The organism is Chryseobacterium sp. T20 (assembly GCF_047345655.1).
Taxonomy (GTDB): domain Bacteria; phylum Bacteroidota; class Bacteroidia; order Flavobacteriales; family Weeksellaceae; genus Chryseobacterium.
Window position 1 is genome coordinate 104,103 of the sequence record NZ_JBLFDU010000012.1, and the last position, 20,313, is coordinate 124,415.

A 20,313-nucleotide genomic window follows, 5' to 3' on the forward strand; every position below is an offset into this window, starting at 1 on the left:
TCCCACTCGGACCAATACATTAAGCTCTTTAACCAATCATAAACTATGGAAATTAAAGCTGCCCTCGAAAAATATAAAATCATTGGCAAATACTTTGATTCTGATTATGAGCGGGAGAATGAAGTCTTAACTGAATTCAAAGCAAATAATCAAAATTTATCGGATCAACAAATAGCTGAATTAATAAATCTTCTTCGAAGTGATTCTGAAATTTCAGAAAAATATTTTGTTGCTGACTTACTTTATTTATACGACAGCTTCAGCAGGGAGCTATTTGAGCATCTATTAATAACGGCAATACATTATAAAGATTCTAGTTTCAACAGGATATTTCTAACACCTTGTCTGAATGCATTTGGAACTAAAGCTGTTGCCAATTACCTTACTGATCAATTCAACAAAGGAGACATCATCGAGCGTATAGGGATTTCTAATTTGATATATTGGCTAAAGCTAAAAGAAAATGGCGAAGCAGATCAATTGCATCATACTATTTTAGAAAGAGCCAATAACACATCCAATTTAATTGAGCTTTATCATTATAAATTACAATATAGAAATAAGCTCAATCATATCACTAATATCCCGGACAATGCTGAAAATCTTATTAAAGTTATTAAGGGGAATAAAGAATATGAAGAACTATTATTTGACAAGCTTGGCTGGATAAAAAACGCCCAAATACTCATCGAAAACAAAGGAATACAAACAGATATGTTTTACGTTCCTCCATTTACACTCAATGAAGGGGAAATTATTATTATAAATCTTTTCAACGGATCACATTTTCATGAAACAAAAATGTTCCTCAAAGATCTATTTTGTGGTAAAACAAACCATGAAAGTATTATCATCCACAAAAAGATGACTTTTGCTGAACATTTCAGAGAATCAAATTTCAGAGACATTTTTTATCCTATGACTGTGGGAGAATATTTAAGAAAGAACGCCAACCCAGTCAGTCCCTATGCAACAAAAATTTATGAAACGGAGTGGATAAATAAAAAAATAAAGGTTAATACCCTTGCAGGCAATCCAAGGCGCTTATTAACTTTATACGCTGCTCTTTCAAAAACAAAAAATATTATTTTTGATTTAGTAGGTCAAGATCCTGATGGAGCGAAAGAAACTTATAAAATAGTACAGGAAGTAGTAAAAAAAGGAGGTTCAGCCATTTTACTTGATGGATATGATGATATGAAAAACGACTGTACAAAATATATTGAACTGCAATGGAAACAAGCATAACCTCACTTAATAAAAACATGAAAAAAGCATTTGAATTTCTCACCCATTTAAAAGAAAATAACAATCGGGAATGGTTTGCCAGACATAAATCTGAATACGATGTCATTGTAAAAGAAAACAAAGTTTTTTTTAATCAGATTTATACCGAACTTCAGGAATATGATAACCTGAAAGGAATCCATATTTTCAGAATTTACAATGATGTACGTTTTTCCAAAAACAAAACACCTTATAAAACCAATTTCGGAGTGGGATATTCCCGTTCGAAACCCATGTTGAGAGGTGGATATTATATTCAGCTGGAACCGGGCAACAGTTTTGTAGGCGGTGGATTCTGGGGACCTGAAGCCAAAGATTTACTTCGCATCCGTAAAGAATTCGAAATTAGCAGCTCAGAAATTGAAAAAATTACCTCAGATAAAACTTTTATACAATATTTTGGAGAACTTAAAGGAGACACTGTAAAAACAGCACCTCGTGGGTTTGATAAAAATCATCCGGCTATTGATCTGATCAGAAAAAAGCAATTCCTTGTGATGCGGAAATTTACAGATAAGGAGGTTTTATCGGACAACTTTCAAAAAGAAGTAATTCAAACATTACTTGCCATGAGACCTTTTTTTGATTATATGAGTGAAATTCTGACCACGGATATGAACGGGGAACCTTTATTTTAAAACCGGAAGTTTTTTATGTACTCTTTATAAGAACAGGAAAGTTCAGTATGTCATTCTGAATCTAACAATCCAATAAAAAGTAATATTATCTTTCAAAATGAAACGAATACTGCAAATTTTAATTTTATCCATCATTGATTTTCTAGTCATCTGGATCTGGTTCTACAATATTGATCCTGATCCCAGCATTTCTATTGCTGTTGTAATAATTTATCCTTTATTATTTTTTATTAATGTACTGGCAGGATGCATTTTGTGGATAACAAAGAAAAAAAAAAATTATCTCTGTTGTTTATCATCAATTCTGTTGTTTCTGTTGTGATCGCTAGTTTTCTTTGGCCAAATGCTATCAGAAGACACCAAAATCGAATTTGGATCAGCTATAGCTTTCATCACAATGCAAAAAATTATAATATTAGTATTCACAAACCCGATCATACATTTATGATGACAGAATCTGTAAATCCAGGAAGTTCTACTTCATTTCTGGAAGGAGTTTGCAAATATGAAAACGGAAAAATAATTTTAAAAACGGATTCTACTCGATATAGTATTGAACACAATGTATTAATAGGATTTACAAAAAATAAAATACAGCTAAAAAAGGGATATTAAACCCTTTATAAAACATACTCCGCTAAAGCCATGAAAAAAACGTTCTTATTCATTTTTACATCTTTTATAGTATTGAGTTGTTCTGATCATTCTCAGAAGACAAAATCGATGGATTTTCGCAGTTTTAAACTTCAGGCTCCTAAAGACTGGAGCAAACTGAAAATGGATGCTTATGACAGTAATGCCGGAATTATCATCACAAAAAATAATGATTCGATTTTCTACGATTATGGACCTTATTCCTATTCATTAGAAGAAAATGTCACGATTATTAACAGAAAAGATCTCAACGAACTTCTAGCAGTGAATCCAAAAGCTGATACAACACAATTTATTGTCATTGATAAAAATACAAATAGAGAAGATTTTGTCAAAAGTAAAATAATCTATAAAAAAATTGATGGGTACAAGGCAAAAATAGTAGAGCCCAAAAAAGTAGGCAAAGGAATGACAGGAGTTTATATCGACAGCCTCAAAACTGGATCAATAGGAAAAATCAGATTCAATCTATATGGTAAAAATCTGAAGAAAGAAAGTCAGGTAGAACTTTTAAAGGCAATTCAGACATTACAGTTTAGAAAATAATATAACTAAGAATTATGTTCTATGACATTGAATAAAACCTTTCTAATAAGGATTTCCCATTAACTTTTTTATATTTTTGCTCTGCTGAAAAATTAATAAAACCATGAAAATTTGTATTTTAACCTTCCTGCTTTGCATTTTCAATCTTACAAATGCACAGGAAAAAACATATTCATCCATCAAAAAAGGAGATTTTCCGGAAGGCGTTTATATGACTTTGGAGGATGTTTTAAATAAAAAACCATCTTCAACCGAAGAGGTCTATTTCAAAGCCTGTGAAAAGTGTGATTCTCTTGACATGCCGGAAAAAGCATTCTTTTATTTCAAACAAAAAAATAAAAGGGTGAAAATTCCATTAGCTGTTTCGCATAAAGGAGAAATGTATTTTCAGACCTATAGAAAATATACCAACAAGAAAGATAATGGATATGATCCTGACCAGTATTCAAGATTTTGCAAAGTTCTGAACTATGGAAGATTCATTTATTTTGAAGAAAACATGAAAGGCTTATGGTCGAAGGCACTGTTAGGAGCATTAACTCCTCTTGCCTACTCTATCAATGGAAAAACCAAAGGAATTGTTTTAGATCTAGACAATAAAGAATTTAATATTCTGCAAAATTGTGATGATTTAAATGATTTCTTATCCAAACACGATATTCCTGAATTTCAATGTAATTCAGAAACCTTCACCATTGGAGATTTGAGAACAAAAATTGAAGAAATTAATCTGCCTTATCGCTAAGCTGATGTTGACAATATATTGAAAGCCGTTCCGTTGTAAGAACGGCTTTATTCCTTTATAAAACTTTTAACCGATGAAAAAATATATCACAGTGTATCTAATTCTTTTCTCCTGTCTGCTATGGTCACAGGAAATGATTTATCCTAAATATATTTACGAAAAAGATTTAAATAACATCACCATAGAACAAACGGAAGACATCAATCTTTTTAGATATAAACAAATACAGTACATCGGACAGCCTGAAAAAAAAATCACACTCAGCTATACGGGTAATGAATGGTATAGTGAAATTTTAAAAAAAAATTATCGGAACAAGGATTTTATTGCTCTTAATCAAGAATTTAATAAACGTCAGTATAAGGATCTCCGAATTTTTGTGGATACATCTCAAAAAACACCCTTAATTAAAACATATACCGATACTACAAAAATATCAAATCTAGACTATGATATCAAAATGGATAGTTTAGCTGCTGGTTTAAAATTATCAAAAGAGATTCCATTCATTATAACGTATTACGATGGATTTCCTGTTACCATTTATAATATAGAAGAAAGGGAGCGCATAATCGGTTTTGGCAATAATGTGATACTAGAACTTGAAGGCTTAGATAAAAATCATCAATGGAAAAAAATAGATGGCTTCAGAAAATATAATTGCGGGGTAGGTATTCAATTTTTCGTTTTAAAACCCAAAGAAATTGCAACTGTATTTGTGCCTCGTTTAACCGGTAATTTTAAAACAAAATTCAGATACAGATTAGGGAATATCCTTTCTAATGAATTTGACGGAAGCATCAATGACAAATATTTCGAAAATAAAGATTAATTTATTCTGTCAAGAAAAACAAGCCTCATGATATTCAAAGTTTTCTTACTTTCCCTTTATTTTCTGTGAAAATTGCTACCTGTAAATGCAATGGTATTCCTATCTTTATTGTTATTTCCAACTCATACCTATCTTAAAAAAATGAAAAAAATAATACTAGACCTTGCCACTACATTAGACGGATTTATTGAAGGGCCCAACGGAGAAACCGACTGGTGTATCATGGATGATGATATGGATTTTGATGGGTTTCTTTCCGGCATAGACACTATTTTCTATGGAAGAGTAAGCTATGACGCTTGGGGAAATTATCAACCGGAAGAAAATTCAATGGTGGAAGAACAAAAACTTTGGGAAGCAGTTCATTCAAAGAATAAATTTGTCTTTTCCAGTCAGAACCGAGAAGATGAAAATGCTGTTTTTATCAGTTCTGATATTGTGGAAAAAGTTTCAGAAATAAAAAACCAGGGAGGAAAAGACATCTGGTTGTATGGAGGAGCAAGTCTTATTAAAACATTTATTCAGGAGAATCTTATTGATACCTACAGAATATCTGTTCACCCCATTGCTCTTGGAAAAGGAAAACCTCTTTTTGAAGATTTAAAAGAAAGACTGAATCTAAAATTGGTCAAAACCAATGTTTTCAAATCCGGTGTAGTACAGCTTATTTATGAGGTTTAAATAAAAATAATCAAACAAATTATGAAAAAAATAGTAGGAATCTTTTTTTGTCTTGTGACTTCCTGTACGATGTCCGGGCAAAATATTTCTGTCATTGAAAAAAAACTCAACCGTTCTTTTCAAAGAATTCAATACTGGTATGATACAGGCCGCAAGAATATCCTCACCGAGGACTCTCTTTACGCTGCCAATAGAAAATTTGAAAAATTATTACATCACTATACATCATCCAATCCTCAAACCCTAAAGTATGATTTTAAATCACTTACAAAAAATGGATTATCTATCAGCTCCTCGGAAGATGGAAAATTTAGAATCTATTCGTGGAATACGCTAACCGGAGGAACAATGCGTTTTTACAGAAGTGTTTTCCAGTACGAATCCGGTAAAAAAGTACAGAGTGAAACGTTGAAAAGCGATATGGAACAGGATGCAGAATCCAATTATTATCAGATTAATGATATTGTATCACAGAATAAAAAATATTATCTGACCCAAAACATTTCTGTATACAGTACTGCCCTTTATTACTATAGAGTAAAAGTTTTTTCTATTGACAATGGAAAGTTAAACAGCAATGCTAAACTTATAAAAACCATCTCCGGAATTCAAAATGAGCTAAGCTATGAACTGGATTTTTCCGCATCTTCTAACACCAATAACTCTGTCAAAACCAAAACATTTGAAAACCTGGATATTCAATATGATCCTAAAAAGAAAATCATCAGTATTCCGTTAATTCTTGATGATTCTAAAATTACAGAAAAGAAGATCCGTTATCAGTTCAAAGGGAAGTACTTTGAAAAAATATAGTATGAAAAAAATCATTGCTGCTACAGGTCTGGTATTAGTTCTGACCCTTTATAACTACCCTGTTTATGACGACAAAAAAATAACATTTGCTATTATTTTTCTTTGTTGTGTTATTCTTATATTTTCCATTGCTAAACTCTATTCTCCTGAAGAAAAAGATTATGATTCATTTGAAAAGGAAATGGATAGCCTGCATACATTTGATGGAATCTTTCAATACACAAAAGATGGATTTTATTTCAAGCAAAACAGCGGAACAGAATTTATAAAATGGGATGAAATAATATCTGTGTACTCATTTACTATTCCTTCTCCATTTAATAAAAAACAATCCGGATTGGAAATTATTACCAGCGAAAAAAACTATGAATTTGATCAAAAGGTAACCCCGGGAATCGTAAAATTAGAAGATCAGCTTTCGACTCACCTTCCAACTTGGGAGCTGGATTCACCAACGGTCAGGGTAAACAATTTCGGGCTTGAGAAAACAAAGTTATATGAAAAAAACTTGCTCTAAAGTATAGATGATTATGCCAGCCACTATTGAAATAAAAAACAGAACCAATTGGGCTGTAACCATTATATTGGGGTTAGGCTTGTGTATCCTTTCTCTTATTATCCTGATTATTATTCCTCTTGTAAGCATCCAGGCAGAAGGTTTCTTTTTTATTGTAAACTACATTTCATTTGCTACTCCTTTTGCCGCATTTTTTATACTATTTCTGTATATCTGGTTATGGAATACTTTCGGAAAAACAATCCTCATCATTGAACCCGAAAAAATCACAGTCAGATATAAAAAGAATTGTTTACCAGTCCCAGAATCTATTTAAAAAAAGAAATTGATCAGATTCAGGTAAAAGATTTTCAGGTAGAAAAATATAAATTCGGAGTTCGTTATCATCTTTCTCTGAGTGGCTCAACCTATTCTGTTGTTTTTATACAAAATGGCAATGAAATAAGAGTTATCAACTGGATCACAGAAACCAAAGCCAGTGAAATAACAGATGAAATAAAAAAAATATGGTATTAAAAGAATGTATAATCCAACCCGAAGAAATAGAAATATTGGAACTAAAAATCAAGGACATGGCCAAAATAATAAATTGACAATTTCCTCTCCTTATGGTGATCTCAAGTCTTTTTATGAAAAGCTTACTGATTACCAAAAAGAAATACGACTTATCAACAATCATGAATTTGTATTTATAGTTGAAAGTACCCGTAAAAACTCAATTCATTCTTGTTCCATCAATGATATTCAGAAAATCATAGAGAACATACCTGCAAAAGATTATGGAGAATTAAAGTATATCATTTTAAGACAGCCTAAGCGGAAGGAAGAAATACTTTCACCGGTTTGGGGAAGGTTAATTTATAGTTACGACTTCGAAAATGAATACTTCCCTGCCATCATTCTGGATGCTATTGATTTAGAAAAGCCATTATCATGGCCAAAAAAACAGACGATAGAAGATCAACAGGAATTTGAAAGGTTAAAAACAGATGGTCATACTTTTACTGAAACAAAAAGAAATTTCATAGCAGAATTCCAACCTCAAAATATTAGAAATACTCAGCTTTATAGAACTTTGCCACATGAATTTGGGCATTATGTTCATTATTTGGAAGTTGTTGAGAGACCAGGATATAAGGACAATGAACAAGATATAGATGATGATGCATGGGACGAAAGAATGGATCTTTATTTCCGGATTCCCAAAAATGAAAAAGAAAAATTTGCTCACACTTACTCAGAGAAATTTAAAAACAAACTTATTGATGAAAATAAAATTCCTTTTGATGCACTAGATTAAAAAATTTGAAGAAAACTTACGAAAATACAATTGTAAATATTTTTTAAAATCTCATGTAATATTATCACACCTAAAAGTGTCTTATTTAAAAAATTACATGAAATCTATTCTCACCTGTATCGTTTTAATGCTTGCGGTACATCCTCTTTTTTCACAGAAATCTCAAAAACTGGAACAGTTATTTTCAACGTATGAAAAAGCAGGATTGTTCAGTGGATCTGTTTTGATTGCTGAAAAAGGAAAAATTATTTTCGAAAAAAGCTACGGCTACAGAAATGCTCCTAAAAAAGAAAAAAATACCAATAATAGTCTTTACAGAGTTTTCTCCACCACAAAAATGTTTACTGCAACCGTTATTTTTCAGTTGGAAGAACAAGGGAAATTGTCTCTGAATGATAAACTCTCCAAATACTATCCTGACTTTCCAAAAGGCGACAGCATTACCATTGCCCAGCTGCTTTCCCATACTTCAGGTATTCCCAATGATACCAACTCTGAATACACCATAGATGAGGAAACATTTTTAAAATATATTTCTGCAAAACCTTTGAATTTTTCCCCTGGTAAGGGTTGGGATTACTCCAATTCCGGGTATTATATTCTTGGTTATATCATTAAGAAAGTTACTGGTATGAATTATGATCAGGTCATAGAAAATAATATTCTGAAACCTCTGAAATTGAATCATAGTGGATTTAACTTCAATAATGTCACGGATGAAAACAAGGCATTTGGATATGAATTTTTATCAGCTAAAAGGTCTAACGAAGCATTGCGCTTCAAAACCGATCATCCTTTTGCTGCGGGAGCCATGTATTCTACGGTAGAAGATCTTTTTAAATTTAATGAAGCTTTAAAGAACTATACCCTTCTTAAAAAAGAGACCACAGATAAAGCTTTTACACCTTATCTTAAAGATCATTATGGCTTAGGTTTCCAGATCTCTACGGATTTTGATAAAAAAAGAATTGGTCATGATGGTGGCGGACCTGGTTACAGAAGCAGATATTACAGAGTTCTGGATGATGATATTTGTGTGATTCTAATTTCCAATTCAGAACTTTCGCACTCCGATTTTATTATTCCTCAAGTAGAAAAAATACTGTACAATAAACCTTATAGCATTCCATCTATTGCAAAAGTGAATGTGGAAGATTTAAAAAAGCTGGAAGGTGTTTATTCCATAGAAAATTCAAATTTTTATATCACCAGTAATGATGGACAACTTGTTTTCAAAGAAGGCAGCTATCCAAGAAATGCCTTGTTGCCAAAAAGCAAAACATCATTTCAGCTGGATGAAAAATTCACCTGTACGTTTCAATCGGATCAAAATGGAAAAATAAATACTCTGGTCATTCATTTCTGGGATGGAACTGTAAAAACAGCAAAAAGAAATACCAATACTCTTACTTGGGGAATTATTGGAAATGCCACTCCAAACGGTTGGGATGGAAAAGATATTCCGTTACAGACAGATCCTAAAAATCCGAATATTTATTTTCTGAAAAACTATACATTGAAAAAAGGCAATTTAAAATTCAGGTTTAATAATGACTGGGGATACAGCCTTGGATTGAATAACGATAATAAAAGTATTGCCTTTGATGCTTATGATTTCCCAATCCATGAAGATGGAATTTATAATATTGTTCTTGACATGACCAATACTGTACAACCACAATACAGCATTAAAAAATCAAATCCATAAAATCGGTATTCACAAAGTAAAAAATACACATTTTCAAACCATTCTGTTTCAGAATGGTTTTTTATTTTGAATATCCATTACTATTTTTATTATTTTTATCTCACACAAAATCAAATACAAAATATAATCTATGCCCCATTTTATAATAGATTGTTCGCAGGATATTCTTCAGCAGAGAACACCTGAAGAGTTAATGGATGCCGTTTACGAAATGGCAAACGGAACAGAACTATTTGCTCCCAATGACATCAAAATAAGACTTCAACCCTATCAGTATCACAAATTAGGCACAGGTAAGAAAAATTTTCTACATGTGTTTGGGTATATCATGCAGGGGCGCAATACAGAACAAAAAGCAAACCTTTCAAAGCAGATCTGTACCCGGCTTTCAGAATTGCTGCCTGATATTTCTTTTCTTTCAGCCAATATCAATGATTTCGAAGCAGCAACGTACAGCAACAAAGCACTCATCAATCCTGAAAATTCAGACCAGGACAGGCATTTTGGTTTATAACATTCACCTTTACACACACAACTAAACATTAATAATATGAGCTTAAAAACATTAGTCAGCAAAAGTGCACAGTACAACAATTGGGTAGTCAATAAATATATCGACTGGTTATCCACAAAGTCTGATGAGCAGCTTAACCAGGAAACTATTTCCAGTTTTCCGACAATTTTAAAAACGTTACACCACATCTGGCAAACTCAGGAATATTGGTGGAGTCATATTTCTGAAAAAGATGATTTTGATTTTGTAAAAACAACTGAGACTACCAGCAAAGAAGATGTTTTCAATGCCATAAAAAACAACTCGCAGAAACTGGTAGATTATGTGGAAAGTTTATCTGAAGAAGATCTTTCAAAAAATGTAAAGATAGAATCTCAATGGTTTCAGTGTGATTTTTCCAAATATGAGTATATCCAGCATGCTATTCTTCACGGAACGTATCACAGAGGACAAATTGTAACTATGGGAAGAAATATAGGAATCACGGATGCTCCTATGACGGATTTTAATTTCTGGAATATTTATAAAGACAAACAATAAAGTCAACAATTTTGTGGATAAGTCTAAGTTATAATTTCACAATATCAACTTAACTTCAATTAAACAACTGATTTAAAATAATTTAAATTAAAAATTAACCGTTATCCACATCTTTAAATAGTTGTGGATAACTTTTCCATGTTCAATGTATGCCTGTGGATAAACTATGGATAAGTTTTTTACTTTGTCAAAACAATCCACCAATTAATTGCTTTTCAATATTTTACAAAACATATTATTTTTCGTGATATTTCCACAATAGAAAATCAGGTGGATAATTTTTGTGGATAAGTTATCCACATTTTTTTTACCATAACCCTACTCCTGCAATTGTTTTAAATTCTATATAATGAACATTTATTCATAATCTATTATGAATATTTTTTTATAAATTGCATTAAAAACAAATCACCAACTAAAGAATTAATAAATATAACTTTAATGATATCAACAAATTAAAAACACATTAACTAAAATAACATATATATGGCTATAAATTTCAGTTAGAATCTCAAATGAACATTGAAATTTCAACAAGCACAAATTCGCAGATATTCAAAAAAATATGATTCCATAGAATGATGAAAAGTTATCCACAAATGAAAACAAATTTAATAACCCAATACCCTCATTCAAATGACAACAACAGACATCATGGAAAACATCATCCCTTACCTTGGGGAAACACAACCTTACATTTCTATTCCAGAAAATACAATTTTCAATGGCAACAGCATAGAAACTAAAATTTATAACTGTGATTTCAGCCATGAGAACTTTTCGAAACTCATAAAAATTCTGTCTTCTTTGGGAAGCTGCAATTTGTACAGACTACTCACCCATACATCTAAAGAACGGATTTATTTTATGGGTGAAAAAGTGAGAATAAGACAGCTTTCTTATAAAAAATATGATTCGGTTTTCATTGTTGGTGAAAGCTATTTAGAATCGAAAAGAAAAGGTAAATCTTCTCTTATGGTAAGAGATCATCATTCCGGAGAACCACTTTACTCTTTTGAACTTGATTATCATATCATCGCAAAAGATACATTCAAACTTTTTTACAAAGATTATTATAATGACACCCCGGTAGAATATTATGATGAAGCGCTTCCCAAAGGTAAAATTACCCTCGAAAGTGACTGCCAGTTCAGTATTCTCCTGGAACCTTTTACCCCTAACCAATGCAAGGGACATTTTGAAAACTATCCCATCGTTCCTTCTGTTTTTAGTATGAATTGTATTTTAAGGGAAATTTTCCATTTTATGGGAAATGAAAAGGCTTATGAAGTAGATAATCTGGAAGGCTTTGCGACAAAAGCAATGCCCACAGGAATAGAATATCGGATTGAAGTTTCTCACCAGCAGTTTTTAAAAGACCTCATCTTTTTCAAATGTGAAGTAAAAGATCTTTTGGGAACCCCTTATGTTATTATTTTAGTAAACCTCCGATCAAAAGAGAAAAAATAAAAAGATAAACACTGCAGCAATGTAGTGTTTTTTCATTCATCAAGTCCGCAGTAAATACAGATCATTATTTTTAAAGGTCTTTTCGTAAATTACAATCTTAAAATAAAATACATCAAAACTCTCATTTTATATGGAAAAATACACAGTATCATCAGACGGTCAGAAAATTCATTATCAAGAATCCGGAAGCGGAAATACCACCTTGCTTTTCATCCACGGATGGCTTGGGAATGTTGAATGGTGGGCAGACCAGCAAAAATATTTCAGCAGCCAATATCATATTGTACAAATAGATCTTGCAGGACATGGAAAATCTGATGCTTCCAGACAGGAATGGACGAGTGCGAAATATGCAGACGACATTAAATCCGTGGCTGATGCTATCGATTCAAATGAAATAATTCTTGTAGGACATTCTATGTCCGGAGCTTATGTTCTGGAAGCTTCATTGAAAATCTCAAAAGTCAAAGCAATAATTCTGATTGATACATTGAAAAACCTGGACGAGTCCTTTACCGAAGAACAGGCTGAAGAAGCGCTTTCTCAATATGGAAAGGATTTCAAATACACTGTAGAAAACATTTTACCTCAATTTTTATTCGCTGAAGGAACACCTCTTGCAGTAAAAGAAAGGGTACAGCATGAATTTCTTCAGCACAAACCTGAATTGGCAATCAATGCACTCTGGCCTTTATATAAAACAGACTTCAAGGCTTTTGCAAAACAGATTCAAGTACCCGTTATAGCTATCAACTCAGATGCTTCTCCTACTGATATTGAAGCTAACCGAAAATATTTAAAAGACTATGATTATGTTACCATTGAAGGTGTTGGACATTATCCTATGCTGGAAAAGCCTACTGAATTCAATACTATTCTTGATGGAGTTATCAAAAAACTAATCTGATATTTAAAGATGCAGAATACCAGAATTTTCGCGACAGCATTCTCCAGTGTTTACCCACATTACATTCAAAAAGCTGAAAAAAAAGGACGTACCAAAGAAGAAGTTCATGAGATTATATTTTGGCTTACCGGATATAATGAAAAAGCATTACAGGAAATACTAGAAGATAAAACTGATTTTAAAACGTTCTTTGAGCAGGCTCCTCAGATCAACCCCAATGTTTCATTGATAAAAGGTGTCATCTGCGGATATCGTGTGGAAGAAATTGAAGATGAACTGATGAGAAATATCCGTTATCTGGATAAGCTGATCGATGAATTGGCAAAGGGAAAGAAAATGGAAAAAATACTAAGAACAACCTAAAGATATCAATTCAAAAGGAATCATTCTTTAAATATGATAAAAAACGCTTCTCCATTTCAAAAAACTTCCCGAAATTAGCAGTCTGTGCGTTAAAAATACGATTCAATGAAATAAAAATTTAAATTACAACATACAGCAAAACTTAGTATAAGTTTTCTTCGGGGCAGGGTGAAATTCCCTACCGGCGGTTACAGTCCGCGACTCCTTTCTTATGAAGGGACTGATCTGGTGAAATTCCGGAACCGACAGTTAAAGTCTGGATGGGAGAAGAAAATGAGATGACCAATAAGATTCCTTATGGATTTTCTTGTTGCGTTGTATTTCATTTCCATGTACCGAAGAGTATTTTAACTTTTAAAAGTAAAATAACATGGAAAAATTATTAGAACAATTCGGAGCTACCTCCAGAGAACGTGTAGAAAAAGCACTTCAGACATTACAAAAGGGAAAAGGTATTCTTTTAGTAGATGACGAAAATCGCGAAAACGAAGGCGATATCATCTTTCCCGCTTCCACGATTACAGAACAGGACATGGCACTTCTGATCCGCGAATGCAGCGGTATCGTATGCTTGTGTATTTCTGAGGAAAAAAGCCGACACCTCAACCTTCGTCCGATGGTGGAAAACAACAATTCAAAAAATCAGACTGCATTTACCATTTCTATTGAAGCCAGAGAGGGTGTAGAATCAGGTGTTTCAGCAAAAGACCGTGTAACAACCATCAGAACAGCTGTAGCATCAGGTGCGCAGGCAGAGCATATTGCAAGCCCTGGACATGTTTTCCCACTGATTGCAAGAGAAGGTGGAGTATTTGAAAGACGTGGCCATACTGAAGGCAGCGTAGACCTTGTAAAAATGGCCAACCTGGGTGACGATGCTGTACTTTGTGAACTGACGAATGAAGACGGTTCTATGGCAAGACTTCCGGAGATTGTTGATTTTGCCATCAAAAAAGGGATGAGTGTCGTGACCATCGAAGATATTTATGCATACCGTAAAATGGTAATAAGCAATTAAACATTAACATTTTTAACGCACAGACCGCCTGTTGATCCGATCAACAGGCGTTTTTGTTAAAAATTTAACTAAAAACTCATTAATTTGATAAATGAATACCATTTTTTATTTATTTTTAACAAAAAATTTTGACTATGAAAAAATCTTTACTCCTTTTATTAGGAGCATCTGCGATGTTTTCTGCGCAGATCACGCTTACAAAAACAGCTAATGACCCTATTTCAGGAAACGTTATCAATTATAATAATACAGCTGGTACCGTAAACAATTCTGCGACAGGGCCAAACGCAACATTTTCAAATGGAGGTCTTACGATGGGAGCAGCATCACAAACAACCTATTCAACTCCTACTGCCACTGAAATAGCAACTTTCCCGGGTTCTACTCTTAAAATGGCAGATGGCGCAACAATAGTTTACTATAAAGCGTCTTCTACTAAACTGGAAATCACAGGAATGGTAAATCCACAGGCAACTTTAAACTTTAGTGTGGACAACGGTACTCACATTAATTATCCAACAACTTACGGACCGGCTCAAAACGATACTGCCAAAGGTACTTTCTCCTCATCTTCTGCCAGCGGACTGTTTAGTGGTACAATGACTGCCATTGCTGATGCATACGGAACTTTAATTATAGGTAATCAAACATACAGTAATGTTCTTAGAGTAAAATTCACACAGAATCTTAATCTATATTCATCACTAGATGTTACTTATTCTAACCCTATCGGAGCAATAGTCAATACAGCCTATTCTTATTACGATGCTTCTCACAGATATGCACTGCTTAATTCTACAAGCGGAAACATCAGCATTCCACTGTTGAGCATCAACCAGAATGTAAAAACTACATTTGCATTAAGTGAAACATTCCTGGCCGTAAACAATGCCGTAAAAAAAGAAAACTTAGTGGTTTATCCAAACCCTGCTCAGGATTTTATCGGTTTCAAAGGAAATACGGATAATTATTCCAAAGCAAATATTTACAGTCTGGATGGTAAACTGGTTAAAACTTCAGATGTAAAATCCGGAAACATACAGATCTCAGATCTTCCACCAGCATCTTATTTCATTGAAATCAGTGGAAAAAATGCTGCAGAAACAAAGAATACAAAATTCATCAAGAAATAATAAAAAAATCCCCGCTCCAATGAGCGGGATTTTTTTGTAAGGAAGCAGGAGGATGGAGGTTGGAAGCTATTTTAGTCTAAGAATAAATAGAGTTTAATTTATGCTATTTTTTAATAAATAAAATCTTAAATGATCATCTGCACAATATAAACTCCCATCCTCCAACTTCCCTCTTTCCACCTAAAACCAACTCTTAAAAAGTAGCTGCAGGAGCTGTTTCGTTATTAAGCTTTCGCTGAATTTCTGTCTTTTTTCCTTTCGAGAAATCATAACTCAGCCCTAATACAAACATCGATTTATTGTTCATAATCTGTGTATGAATTTTATAATCTACCAGACTTTCCGGTAAACTTTTCGTTTTGTATTCTGAAGGCATTCCTATCCAGTACATTCCTGTGGAAAATGTCCAGTTTTTATGCTTATAGCTCACAAAAATATTATTCTGATTTTCATTCGTATTAAGGAATGCTCCATTGAGACTATACACCGGAATATTAAACTGATACTGAACGGAAAAAGATTTATATTCTGAAGAAAGTGAGAAGTAATTTCCTAAATAATTATTTTTTATCAAAGCACCTTTACTTGTTCTTACCGTTTCAGAAGTGGGTGTAATCACAGCTTTGATAACAAGAAGACTATTCCCAAAAGGCTTATAGGATCCTGTTAACTGAGCTCCATATCTCTGAGCATTTTTTCCATTTTCATAAGTCAGTGCATATCCATTCAATACCTCATCCTGAACGTAGTACTGATTGATCACTCTGTTGGTATATCGGTAAAATAAACCTGCATTGAAATCAAAATATTTATTATTAAAAGAATAGGTCAGATTATTAGAAAAGACCTGTTGGGATTTTAAAAAAGGATTTCCCCGTTGAACAATATTAGGAGCCAATTGCACCACATTACTACTTAAAGCGTTACTCCAGGGACTTACCGGATTATAGCTTGCTGTAAAGCGAAGATTCTGATTATTTTTAACCTGATAAGCCAGGATAATTTTTGGAGTAAAAGTCCATTCATCAAAAACATTCTCTGCACTTTTGTTGTGAATATTGGTAAGGCCAGCTCCAATACGATAACTGAATTTATCCATTTTCCCTGCAAATTCAGTGTATAAATACTGTTCCAGATAATTGACACTGTACTGAGAATATCCGGCAAGATTATTCAGATCATTGGAAATAGAAGACCTTGAAATACGGTATCCGGATGAAAGCTTTCCTGCTGTAAAATCATGGATATGCGCCAGTTCTCCCACCAGACTCGTCTGCTTTGCTTTCAATACCATATCATTATCATATACCGATAATCCTGAACCTACAATCCATTCTTTGGCCGTTTCTGTAGTATTGGTAGTATAATGAGAACCTACAACATTAATGCTCAACTCATCTTTTTCCCCAATCTTTTTAGAATAATAAAGATCCAACTTTGGGATCACATAATCTGAACCATTATTTTTGAACATATTGTGCTCTTCATTCAGATTATCCTCAGTAAAAATACTCTGCCCTACTCCTTTTGAAAACCTGCTGAAAATATCCATATTCAGTTTAGCCTGAAAAGCGTAATCATCAGGAACAAGTCTGGTATATCGTAACGCAATATTCTGGAAAGTATATCCGAAATGATCTTTTCTATTTTCATCAGACCGGTAATGCTTCCCGTTCAGCTCATAGTCATAGATACTATTAACCCTTCTGTCATTATAATCTCTGAGATTCAGGGAATATTCCAGTCCGAAATTATTCTTTCCTTTTGTATAGTCTGCGTAGGCAGAACCATTCACAAATCCTGTATTCAAAGCTGCGGAAACATCAGCCCCAAAAACATATCCCGTTTCTGTAGACCTTGTCAGAATATTCACTACCGTATCTGCTCTTGTTGCCCATCTTGCAGGTGGAATATCATAATACTCTACCTTTACAACCTCACTGGGTGCAATACTTCGGATCTGCATATCGGTAGCTTCAATCCCGTTGATAAGAAATAACGTAGTTCCTCCCTTCGTACTGGTAATGGTATTGGCCACCGGATCCAATTGTAATTCTGGAAGAGTACGAAGTAAATCTTTTGCGTATCGTGCTTTCTCCAGAGCCTCCCTATCAAAGGTATAAACTGCTTTGTCTGCAAACTGTTTTTTACGCTGAGATTTCAAAATAACCTCCTGAATTTCTTGGGTAGCCACTGCATCCACTGTATCATTTTTCTTCTCCTGTGAAAACATAAAGACGCCACAAAGAAAGAAAATGGTATATATAGTTTTTTTCATGTCTGAAGATGAATTATACAATTAGAACAATCAATTCTCAATGTTTGTTACATTTGTAATAGCAAACAGATTAGAAAATGATCAATCTGTTTTCTTTAAAAACTTTGATTATTATGTTAAATCCAGCCCGTTTTTTGCTGGTATTTTTTACATCACAAAATATAAAGTCATGAAAAAAGCAGTCCTATTAATTCCATGCTTCCTGTTTTCTTTTATGAGAGCTCAGGAAATTCAGAACAGCCCGGCAGAGAAAATGAATATCATCAAGACCAATGTCACGGCTTATGCATTCAGAAATATCAATCTGTCTTATGAAAGAGCCATCAACCAATGGTTTTCTGTGAACATTGGCTTTGGAACGATGACAGAAGGAAAAGTACCTTTTATCAATGCTTTTCTGAAAGATGAAGATGAAAAAAGATTCCAGAATTTAAGAGTAAAAGCGACTAATTTTACAATAGAACCAAGGTTTTATATTGGACAAGGCTATGGAAAAGGTTTTTATTTTGCACCCTATTACCGGTACTCAAGTGTTACTTCCAATACTTTTGATTTTTATTATGATTACAACGGCCCGAATGGAGTCACTTATCCAATTCCACTTAAAGGGCATGGAGATACCAAAGGAAACAGTGGTGGTCTGATGGTTGGAGTACAGTTCTTTCTTACCAGAAACCAGAATCTTGTATTGGATTTCTGGATCGCAGGAGCACACTATGGAAGCGGAAAAGGAGATTTTACTATGACTTCAGATTATGTACTTACACCGGATATGCAGGCACAGCTTAAAAAAGAAATTGAAAACCTGGATATTCCTTTTGTAAAATATACAGTAGAAACCAATGCCAATGGCGCAAGAATAAAAGTAGACGGACCTTGGGCCGGCTTCAGAAGTGGGCTTTCCATTGGATATAGGTTTTAAAAACTCACTTTTATATACTATTAAACCGTTCTTTTCCAGAGCGGTTTGCTTTTTTCTGAAATTTGTATCTTGGATCCCATTATTAAAAAACTTTTCAGGAAAATAACATTGTATGAACTCAACGGCTATCACCACAGCTCAAAGAATCAAAGCCATTATAGGCGGATCTATCGGAAATCTTGTTGAATGGTATGACTGGTATGCGTATGCAGCCTTTGCCATTTATTTTTCCCATTCATTTTTCCCGGATTCTGATCTGAATGCACAACTGATGAATACCGCAGGAATATTTGCTGTAGGTTTTCTTATGCGTCCTATCGGCGGATGGCTGTTCGGGAGTATTGCTGATAAAATCGGAAGAAAAAAAGCAATGACACTTTCTGTTTTGTTGATGTCTTTCGGATCTTTATTGATTGCCCTTACTCCTACCTATCAATCTATAGGAATTTTAGCACCGTTATTACTTTTACTTGCAAGATTACTTCAGGGATTAAGTGTGGGCGGTGAATATGGAGTTTCCGCAACTTATCTCAGCGAAATGGCGACACAAGACAGAAGAGGATTTTATTCAAGCTTTCAATATGTCACTTTGATTGGCGGGCAGCTTATAGCATTGGGAATTCAGCTTATTTTACAAAAATTATTACTCACTGAAGCTCAGCTGGAAGAATGGGGATGGAGAATTCCTTTTGTAATTGGAGCACTCCTTTCTATTATTGCATTATATCTTCGGGCGAATCTTCACGAAACAGAAGCTTTTGAGAATAAAAAAGCAGTCAGCGAAAAGAAAAAAGGAACAGTAAAAGAACTTCTGAAACATCCAAAAGCTCTGCTAACCGTTGTGGGATTGACTTTAGGAGGAACCCTTGCATTTTATACCTATACAACTTATATGCAGAAATTTCTCGTGAATACGGTACATCTTACGAAGGAAGAGTCTACATTAGTTTCTTTCATTTCGTTATTTATTTTCGCCTGTCTTCAGCCTGTCTTTGGTGGATTATCTGACAAGATCGGAAGAAGACCGCTTCTTTTAGGTTTTGGTATTCTGGGAACTTTATGTACCGTTCCGCTTCTTACAGCATTGAGTACAACTACATCCATTTGGACTGCATTTTTCCTGATTATGGCAGCGTTAATTATTGTCAGCGGATACACTTCTATTAATGCTGTGGTAAAAGCAGAACTTTTCCCTTCCGAAATCAGAGCGCTTGGTGTAGGTTTACCTTACGCTATTACTGTAGCTGTATTTGGAGGAACCGCAGAGTATATTGCGCTTTGGTTTAAAAAGATAGGATCTGAAGAATATTTTTATTGGTACATTACCGGTTGTATTCTTTTTTCTCTGGTTGTTTATGTTGGAATGAAAGACACCAGGAAAACCTCTACACTGGATAAAGATTAATATAAAAAATAATATAAAAATCGAGCGCCGCAGAAAATCTGC

The 20,313-nt window shown here is 33.7% G+C and carries 23 protein-coding genes and 1 riboswitch; of the genes, 22 read left to right on the forward strand and 1 reads right to left on the reverse strand.

Going from position 1 to position 20,313, the window contains the following annotated elements; translation table 11 throughout:
* Window positions 1–45 precede the first annotated feature (45 nt).
* The 20 genes from ACMA47_RS21180 to ACMA47_RS21275 all read left to right on the forward strand — a co-directional run bounded on the left by ACMA47_RS21180 (window position 46) and on the right by ACMA47_RS21275 (window position 15,666).
* Window positions 46–1,248, forward strand: a complete 1,203-nt coding sequence (locus tag ACMA47_RS21180) for a hypothetical protein (RefSeq protein ID WP_413931373.1) — start codon at window positions 46–48, stop codon at window positions 1,246–1,248.
* 17 nt (window positions 1,249–1,265) lie between these two features.
* The gene (locus ACMA47_RS21185; protein WP_413931374.1) at window positions 1,266–1,925 is read left to right on the forward strand and encodes a DUF2461 domain-containing protein; all 660 of its coding nucleotides are present in this window, start codon (window positions 1,266–1,268) and stop codon (window positions 1,923–1,925) included.
* 255 nt (window positions 1,926–2,180) lie between these two features.
* Complete coding sequence (locus ACMA47_RS21190) at window positions 2,181–2,540, forward strand: hypothetical protein (RefSeq protein WP_413931375.1); 360 nt, start codon at window positions 2,181–2,183, stop codon at window positions 2,538–2,540.
* A 30-nt stretch (window positions 2,541–2,570) separates the two neighbouring features.
* Window positions 2,571–3,125, forward strand: coding sequence for a hypothetical protein (locus tag ACMA47_RS21195; protein WP_413931376.1), 555 nt, complete (start codon window positions 2,571–2,573; stop codon window positions 3,123–3,125).
* Window positions 3,126–3,228: 103 nt separating this feature from the next.
* Window positions 3,229–3,870 (forward strand): hypothetical protein, encoded by a 642-nt coding sequence (locus tag ACMA47_RS21200; protein WP_413931377.1) that lies wholly within the window; start codon window positions 3,229–3,231, stop codon window positions 3,868–3,870.
* Window positions 3,871–3,943: 73 nt separating this feature from the next.
* On the forward strand, window positions 3,944–4,702 hold the full coding sequence (locus tag ACMA47_RS21205; RefSeq protein WP_413931378.1) for a hypothetical protein: 759 nt from the start codon (window positions 3,944–3,946) through the stop codon (window positions 4,700–4,702).
* A gap of 141 nt (window positions 4,703–4,843) precedes the next feature.
* Window positions 4,844–5,383, forward strand: a complete 540-nt coding sequence (locus ACMA47_RS21210; RefSeq protein WP_413931379.1) for a dihydrofolate reductase family protein — start codon at window positions 4,844–4,846, stop codon at window positions 5,381–5,383.
* 21 nt (window positions 5,384–5,404) lie between these two features.
* Window positions 5,405–6,196, forward strand: a complete 792-nt coding sequence (locus ACMA47_RS21215) for a hypothetical protein (protein ID WP_413931380.1) — start codon at window positions 5,405–5,407, stop codon at window positions 6,194–6,196.
* A gap of 1 nt (window position 6,197) precedes the next feature.
* Entirely contained in the window at window positions 6,198–6,713 is a 516-nt protein-coding gene (locus ACMA47_RS21220; RefSeq protein WP_413931381.1) for a hypothetical protein, read from the forward strand.
* Between the two features lie 13 nt (window positions 6,714–6,726).
* Window positions 6,727–7,029 carry a hypothetical protein gene (locus ACMA47_RS21225; RefSeq protein WP_413931382.1) on the forward strand — a complete coding sequence of 101 codons (303 nt, stop codon included), beginning with the start codon at window positions 6,727–6,729 and terminating at the stop codon, window positions 7,027–7,029.
* A complete protein-coding gene (locus ACMA47_RS21230) occupies window positions 7,002–7,229 on the forward strand; it encodes a hypothetical protein (protein WP_413931383.1) in 228 nt (75 codons plus the stop codon). Before ACMA47_RS21225 ends, ACMA47_RS21230 begins: the two co-directional genes overlap by 28 nt.
* Window positions 7,230–7,233: 4 nt before the next feature.
* On the forward strand, window positions 7,234–8,013 hold the full coding sequence (locus ACMA47_RS21235; RefSeq protein WP_413931384.1) for a hypothetical protein: 780 nt from the start codon (window positions 7,234–7,236) through the stop codon (window positions 8,011–8,013).
* A 97-nt stretch (window positions 8,014–8,110) separates the two neighbouring features.
* Window positions 8,111–9,721: a serine hydrolase gene (locus ACMA47_RS21240; protein WP_413931385.1), complete on the forward strand. Its 1,611-nt coding sequence runs from the start codon at window positions 8,111–8,113 to the stop codon at window positions 9,719–9,721.
* 130 nt (window positions 9,722–9,851) lie between these two features.
* Window positions 9,852–10,235, forward strand: a complete 384-nt coding sequence (locus ACMA47_RS21245; RefSeq protein WP_413931386.1) for a 5-carboxymethyl-2-hydroxymuconate Delta-isomerase — start codon at window positions 9,852–9,854, stop codon at window positions 10,233–10,235.
* Between the two features lie 36 nt (window positions 10,236–10,271).
* Window positions 10,272–10,775 (forward strand): DinB family protein, encoded by a 504-nt coding sequence (locus tag ACMA47_RS21250; protein WP_413931387.1) that lies wholly within the window; start codon window positions 10,272–10,274, stop codon window positions 10,773–10,775.
* Window positions 10,776–11,411: 636 nt separating this feature from the next.
* Entirely contained in the window at window positions 11,412–12,245 is an 834-nt protein-coding gene (locus ACMA47_RS21255; protein ID WP_413931388.1) for a hypothetical protein, read from the forward strand.
* Window positions 12,246–12,375: 130 nt separating this feature from the next.
* On the forward strand, window positions 12,376–13,152 hold the full coding sequence (locus tag ACMA47_RS21260) for an alpha/beta fold hydrolase (protein ID WP_413931389.1): 777 nt from the start codon (window positions 12,376–12,378) through the stop codon (window positions 13,150–13,152).
* Window positions 13,153–13,161: 9 nt separating this feature from the next.
* Complete coding sequence (locus ACMA47_RS21265; protein WP_413931390.1) at window positions 13,162–13,515, forward strand: DUF2200 domain-containing protein; 354 nt, start codon at window positions 13,162–13,164, stop codon at window positions 13,513–13,515.
* Window positions 13,516–13,665: 150 nt separating this feature from the next.
* Window positions 13,666–13,791: riboswitch (FMN riboswitch) on the forward strand.
* Between the two features lie 94 nt (window positions 13,792–13,885).
* Window positions 13,886–14,533 carry a 3,4-dihydroxy-2-butanone-4-phosphate synthase gene (ribB, locus tag ACMA47_RS21270; RefSeq protein ID WP_413931391.1) on the forward strand — a complete coding sequence of 216 codons (648 nt, stop codon included), beginning with the start codon at window positions 13,886–13,888 and terminating at the stop codon, window positions 14,531–14,533.
* A 134-nt stretch (window positions 14,534–14,667) separates the two neighbouring features.
* On the forward strand, window positions 14,668–15,666 hold the full coding sequence (locus ACMA47_RS21275; RefSeq protein ID WP_413931392.1) for a T9SS type A sorting domain-containing protein: 999 nt from the start codon (window positions 14,668–14,670) through the stop codon (window positions 15,664–15,666).
* A gap of 193 nt (window positions 15,667–15,859) precedes the next feature.
* On the opposite strand, the gene ACMA47_RS21280 is transcribed toward ACMA47_RS21275, so the two are convergent.
* Window positions 15,860–17,944: a TonB-dependent receptor domain-containing protein gene (locus ACMA47_RS21280; RefSeq protein WP_413931393.1), complete on the reverse strand. Its 2,085-nt coding sequence runs from the start codon at window positions 17,942–17,944 to the stop codon at window positions 15,860–15,862.
* A 169-nt stretch (window positions 17,945–18,113) separates the two neighbouring features.
* Between ACMA47_RS21280 and ACMA47_RS21285 the strand changes: the two genes are divergently transcribed.
* Together ACMA47_RS21285 and ACMA47_RS21290 are read left to right on the forward strand one after the other, a co-directional pair.
* On the forward strand, window positions 18,114–18,866 hold the full coding sequence (locus ACMA47_RS21285; RefSeq protein ID WP_413931394.1) for a DUF3575 domain-containing protein: 753 nt from the start codon (window positions 18,114–18,116) through the stop codon (window positions 18,864–18,866).
* A 112-nt stretch (window positions 18,867–18,978) separates the two neighbouring features.
* The gene (locus tag ACMA47_RS21290; protein ID WP_413931395.1) at window positions 18,979–20,271 is read left to right on the forward strand and encodes an MFS transporter; all 1,293 of its coding nucleotides are present in this window, start codon (window positions 18,979–18,981) and stop codon (window positions 20,269–20,271) included.
* The last annotated feature ends 42 nt before the right edge of the window (window positions 20,272–20,313 follow it).

Excerpts from the sequence above, each read along its gene's own strand:
- ACMA47_RS21275 (WP_413931392.1), top strand. The coding sequence starts at position 14,668 with ATGAAAAAATCTTTACTCCTTTTATTAGGAGCATCTGCGATGTTTTCT.
- ACMA47_RS21235 (WP_413931384.1), top strand. The coding sequence starts at position 7,234 with ATGTATAATCCAACCCGAAGAAATAGAAATATTGGAACTAAAAATCAA.
- ACMA47_RS21220 (WP_413931381.1), top strand. The coding sequence starts at position 6,198 with ATGAAAAAAATCATTGCTGCTACAGGTCTGGTATTAGTTCTGACCCTT.
- ACMA47_RS21185 (WP_413931374.1), top strand. The coding sequence starts at position 1,266 with ATGAAAAAAGCATTTGAATTTCTCACCCATTTAAAAGAAAATAACAAT.
- ACMA47_RS21205 (WP_413931378.1), top strand. The coding sequence starts at position 3,944 with ATGAAAAAATATATCACAGTGTATCTAATTCTTTTCTCCTGTCTGCTA.
- ACMA47_RS21210 (WP_413931379.1), top strand. The coding sequence starts at position 4,844 with ATGAAAAAAATAATACTAGACCTTGCCACTACATTAGACGGATTTATT.
- ACMA47_RS21195 (WP_413931376.1), top strand. The coding sequence starts at position 2,571 with ATGAAAAAAACGTTCTTATTCATTTTTACATCTTTTATAGTATTGAGT.
- ACMA47_RS21290 (WP_413931395.1), top strand. The coding sequence starts at position 18,979 with ATGAACTCAACGGCTATCACCACAGCTCAAAGAATCAAAGCCATTATA.
- ACMA47_RS21225 (WP_413931382.1), top strand. The coding sequence starts at position 6,727 with ATGCCAGCCACTATTGAAATAAAAAACAGAACCAATTGGGCTGTAACC.
- ACMA47_RS21240 (WP_413931385.1), top strand. The coding sequence starts at position 8,111 with ATGAAATCTATTCTCACCTGTATCGTTTTAATGCTTGCGGTACATCCT.
- ACMA47_RS21260 (WP_413931389.1), top strand. The coding sequence starts at position 12,376 with ATGGAAAAATACACAGTATCATCAGACGGTCAGAAAATTCATTATCAA.
- ACMA47_RS21250 (WP_413931387.1), top strand. The coding sequence starts at position 10,272 with ATGAGCTTAAAAACATTAGTCAGCAAAAGTGCACAGTACAACAATTGG.
- ribB (WP_413931391.1), top strand. The coding sequence starts at position 13,886 with ATGGAAAAATTATTAGAACAATTCGGAGCTACCTCCAGAGAACGTGTA.
- ACMA47_RS21245 (WP_413931386.1), top strand. The coding sequence starts at position 9,852 with ATGCCCCATTTTATAATAGATTGTTCGCAGGATATTCTTCAGCAGAGA.
- ACMA47_RS21285 (WP_413931394.1), top strand. The coding sequence starts at position 18,114 with ATGAAAAAAGCAGTCCTATTAATTCCATGCTTCCTGTTTTCTTTTATG.
- ACMA47_RS21280 (WP_413931393.1), bottom strand. The coding sequence starts at position 17,944 with ATGAAAAAAACTATATATACCATTTTCTTTCTTTGTGGCGTCTTTATG.
- ACMA47_RS21265 (WP_413931390.1), top strand. The coding sequence starts at position 13,162 with ATGCAGAATACCAGAATTTTCGCGACAGCATTCTCCAGTGTTTACCCA.
- ACMA47_RS21215 (WP_413931380.1), top strand. The coding sequence starts at position 5,405 with ATGAAAAAAATAGTAGGAATCTTTTTTTGTCTTGTGACTTCCTGTACG.
- ACMA47_RS21255 (WP_413931388.1), top strand. The coding sequence starts at position 11,412 with ATGACAACAACAGACATCATGGAAAACATCATCCCTTACCTTGGGGAA.
- ACMA47_RS21180 (WP_413931373.1), top strand. The coding sequence starts at position 46 with ATGGAAATTAAAGCTGCCCTCGAAAAATATAAAATCATTGGCAAATAC.
- ACMA47_RS21200 (WP_413931377.1), top strand. The coding sequence starts at position 3,229 with ATGAAAATTTGTATTTTAACCTTCCTGCTTTGCATTTTCAATCTTACA.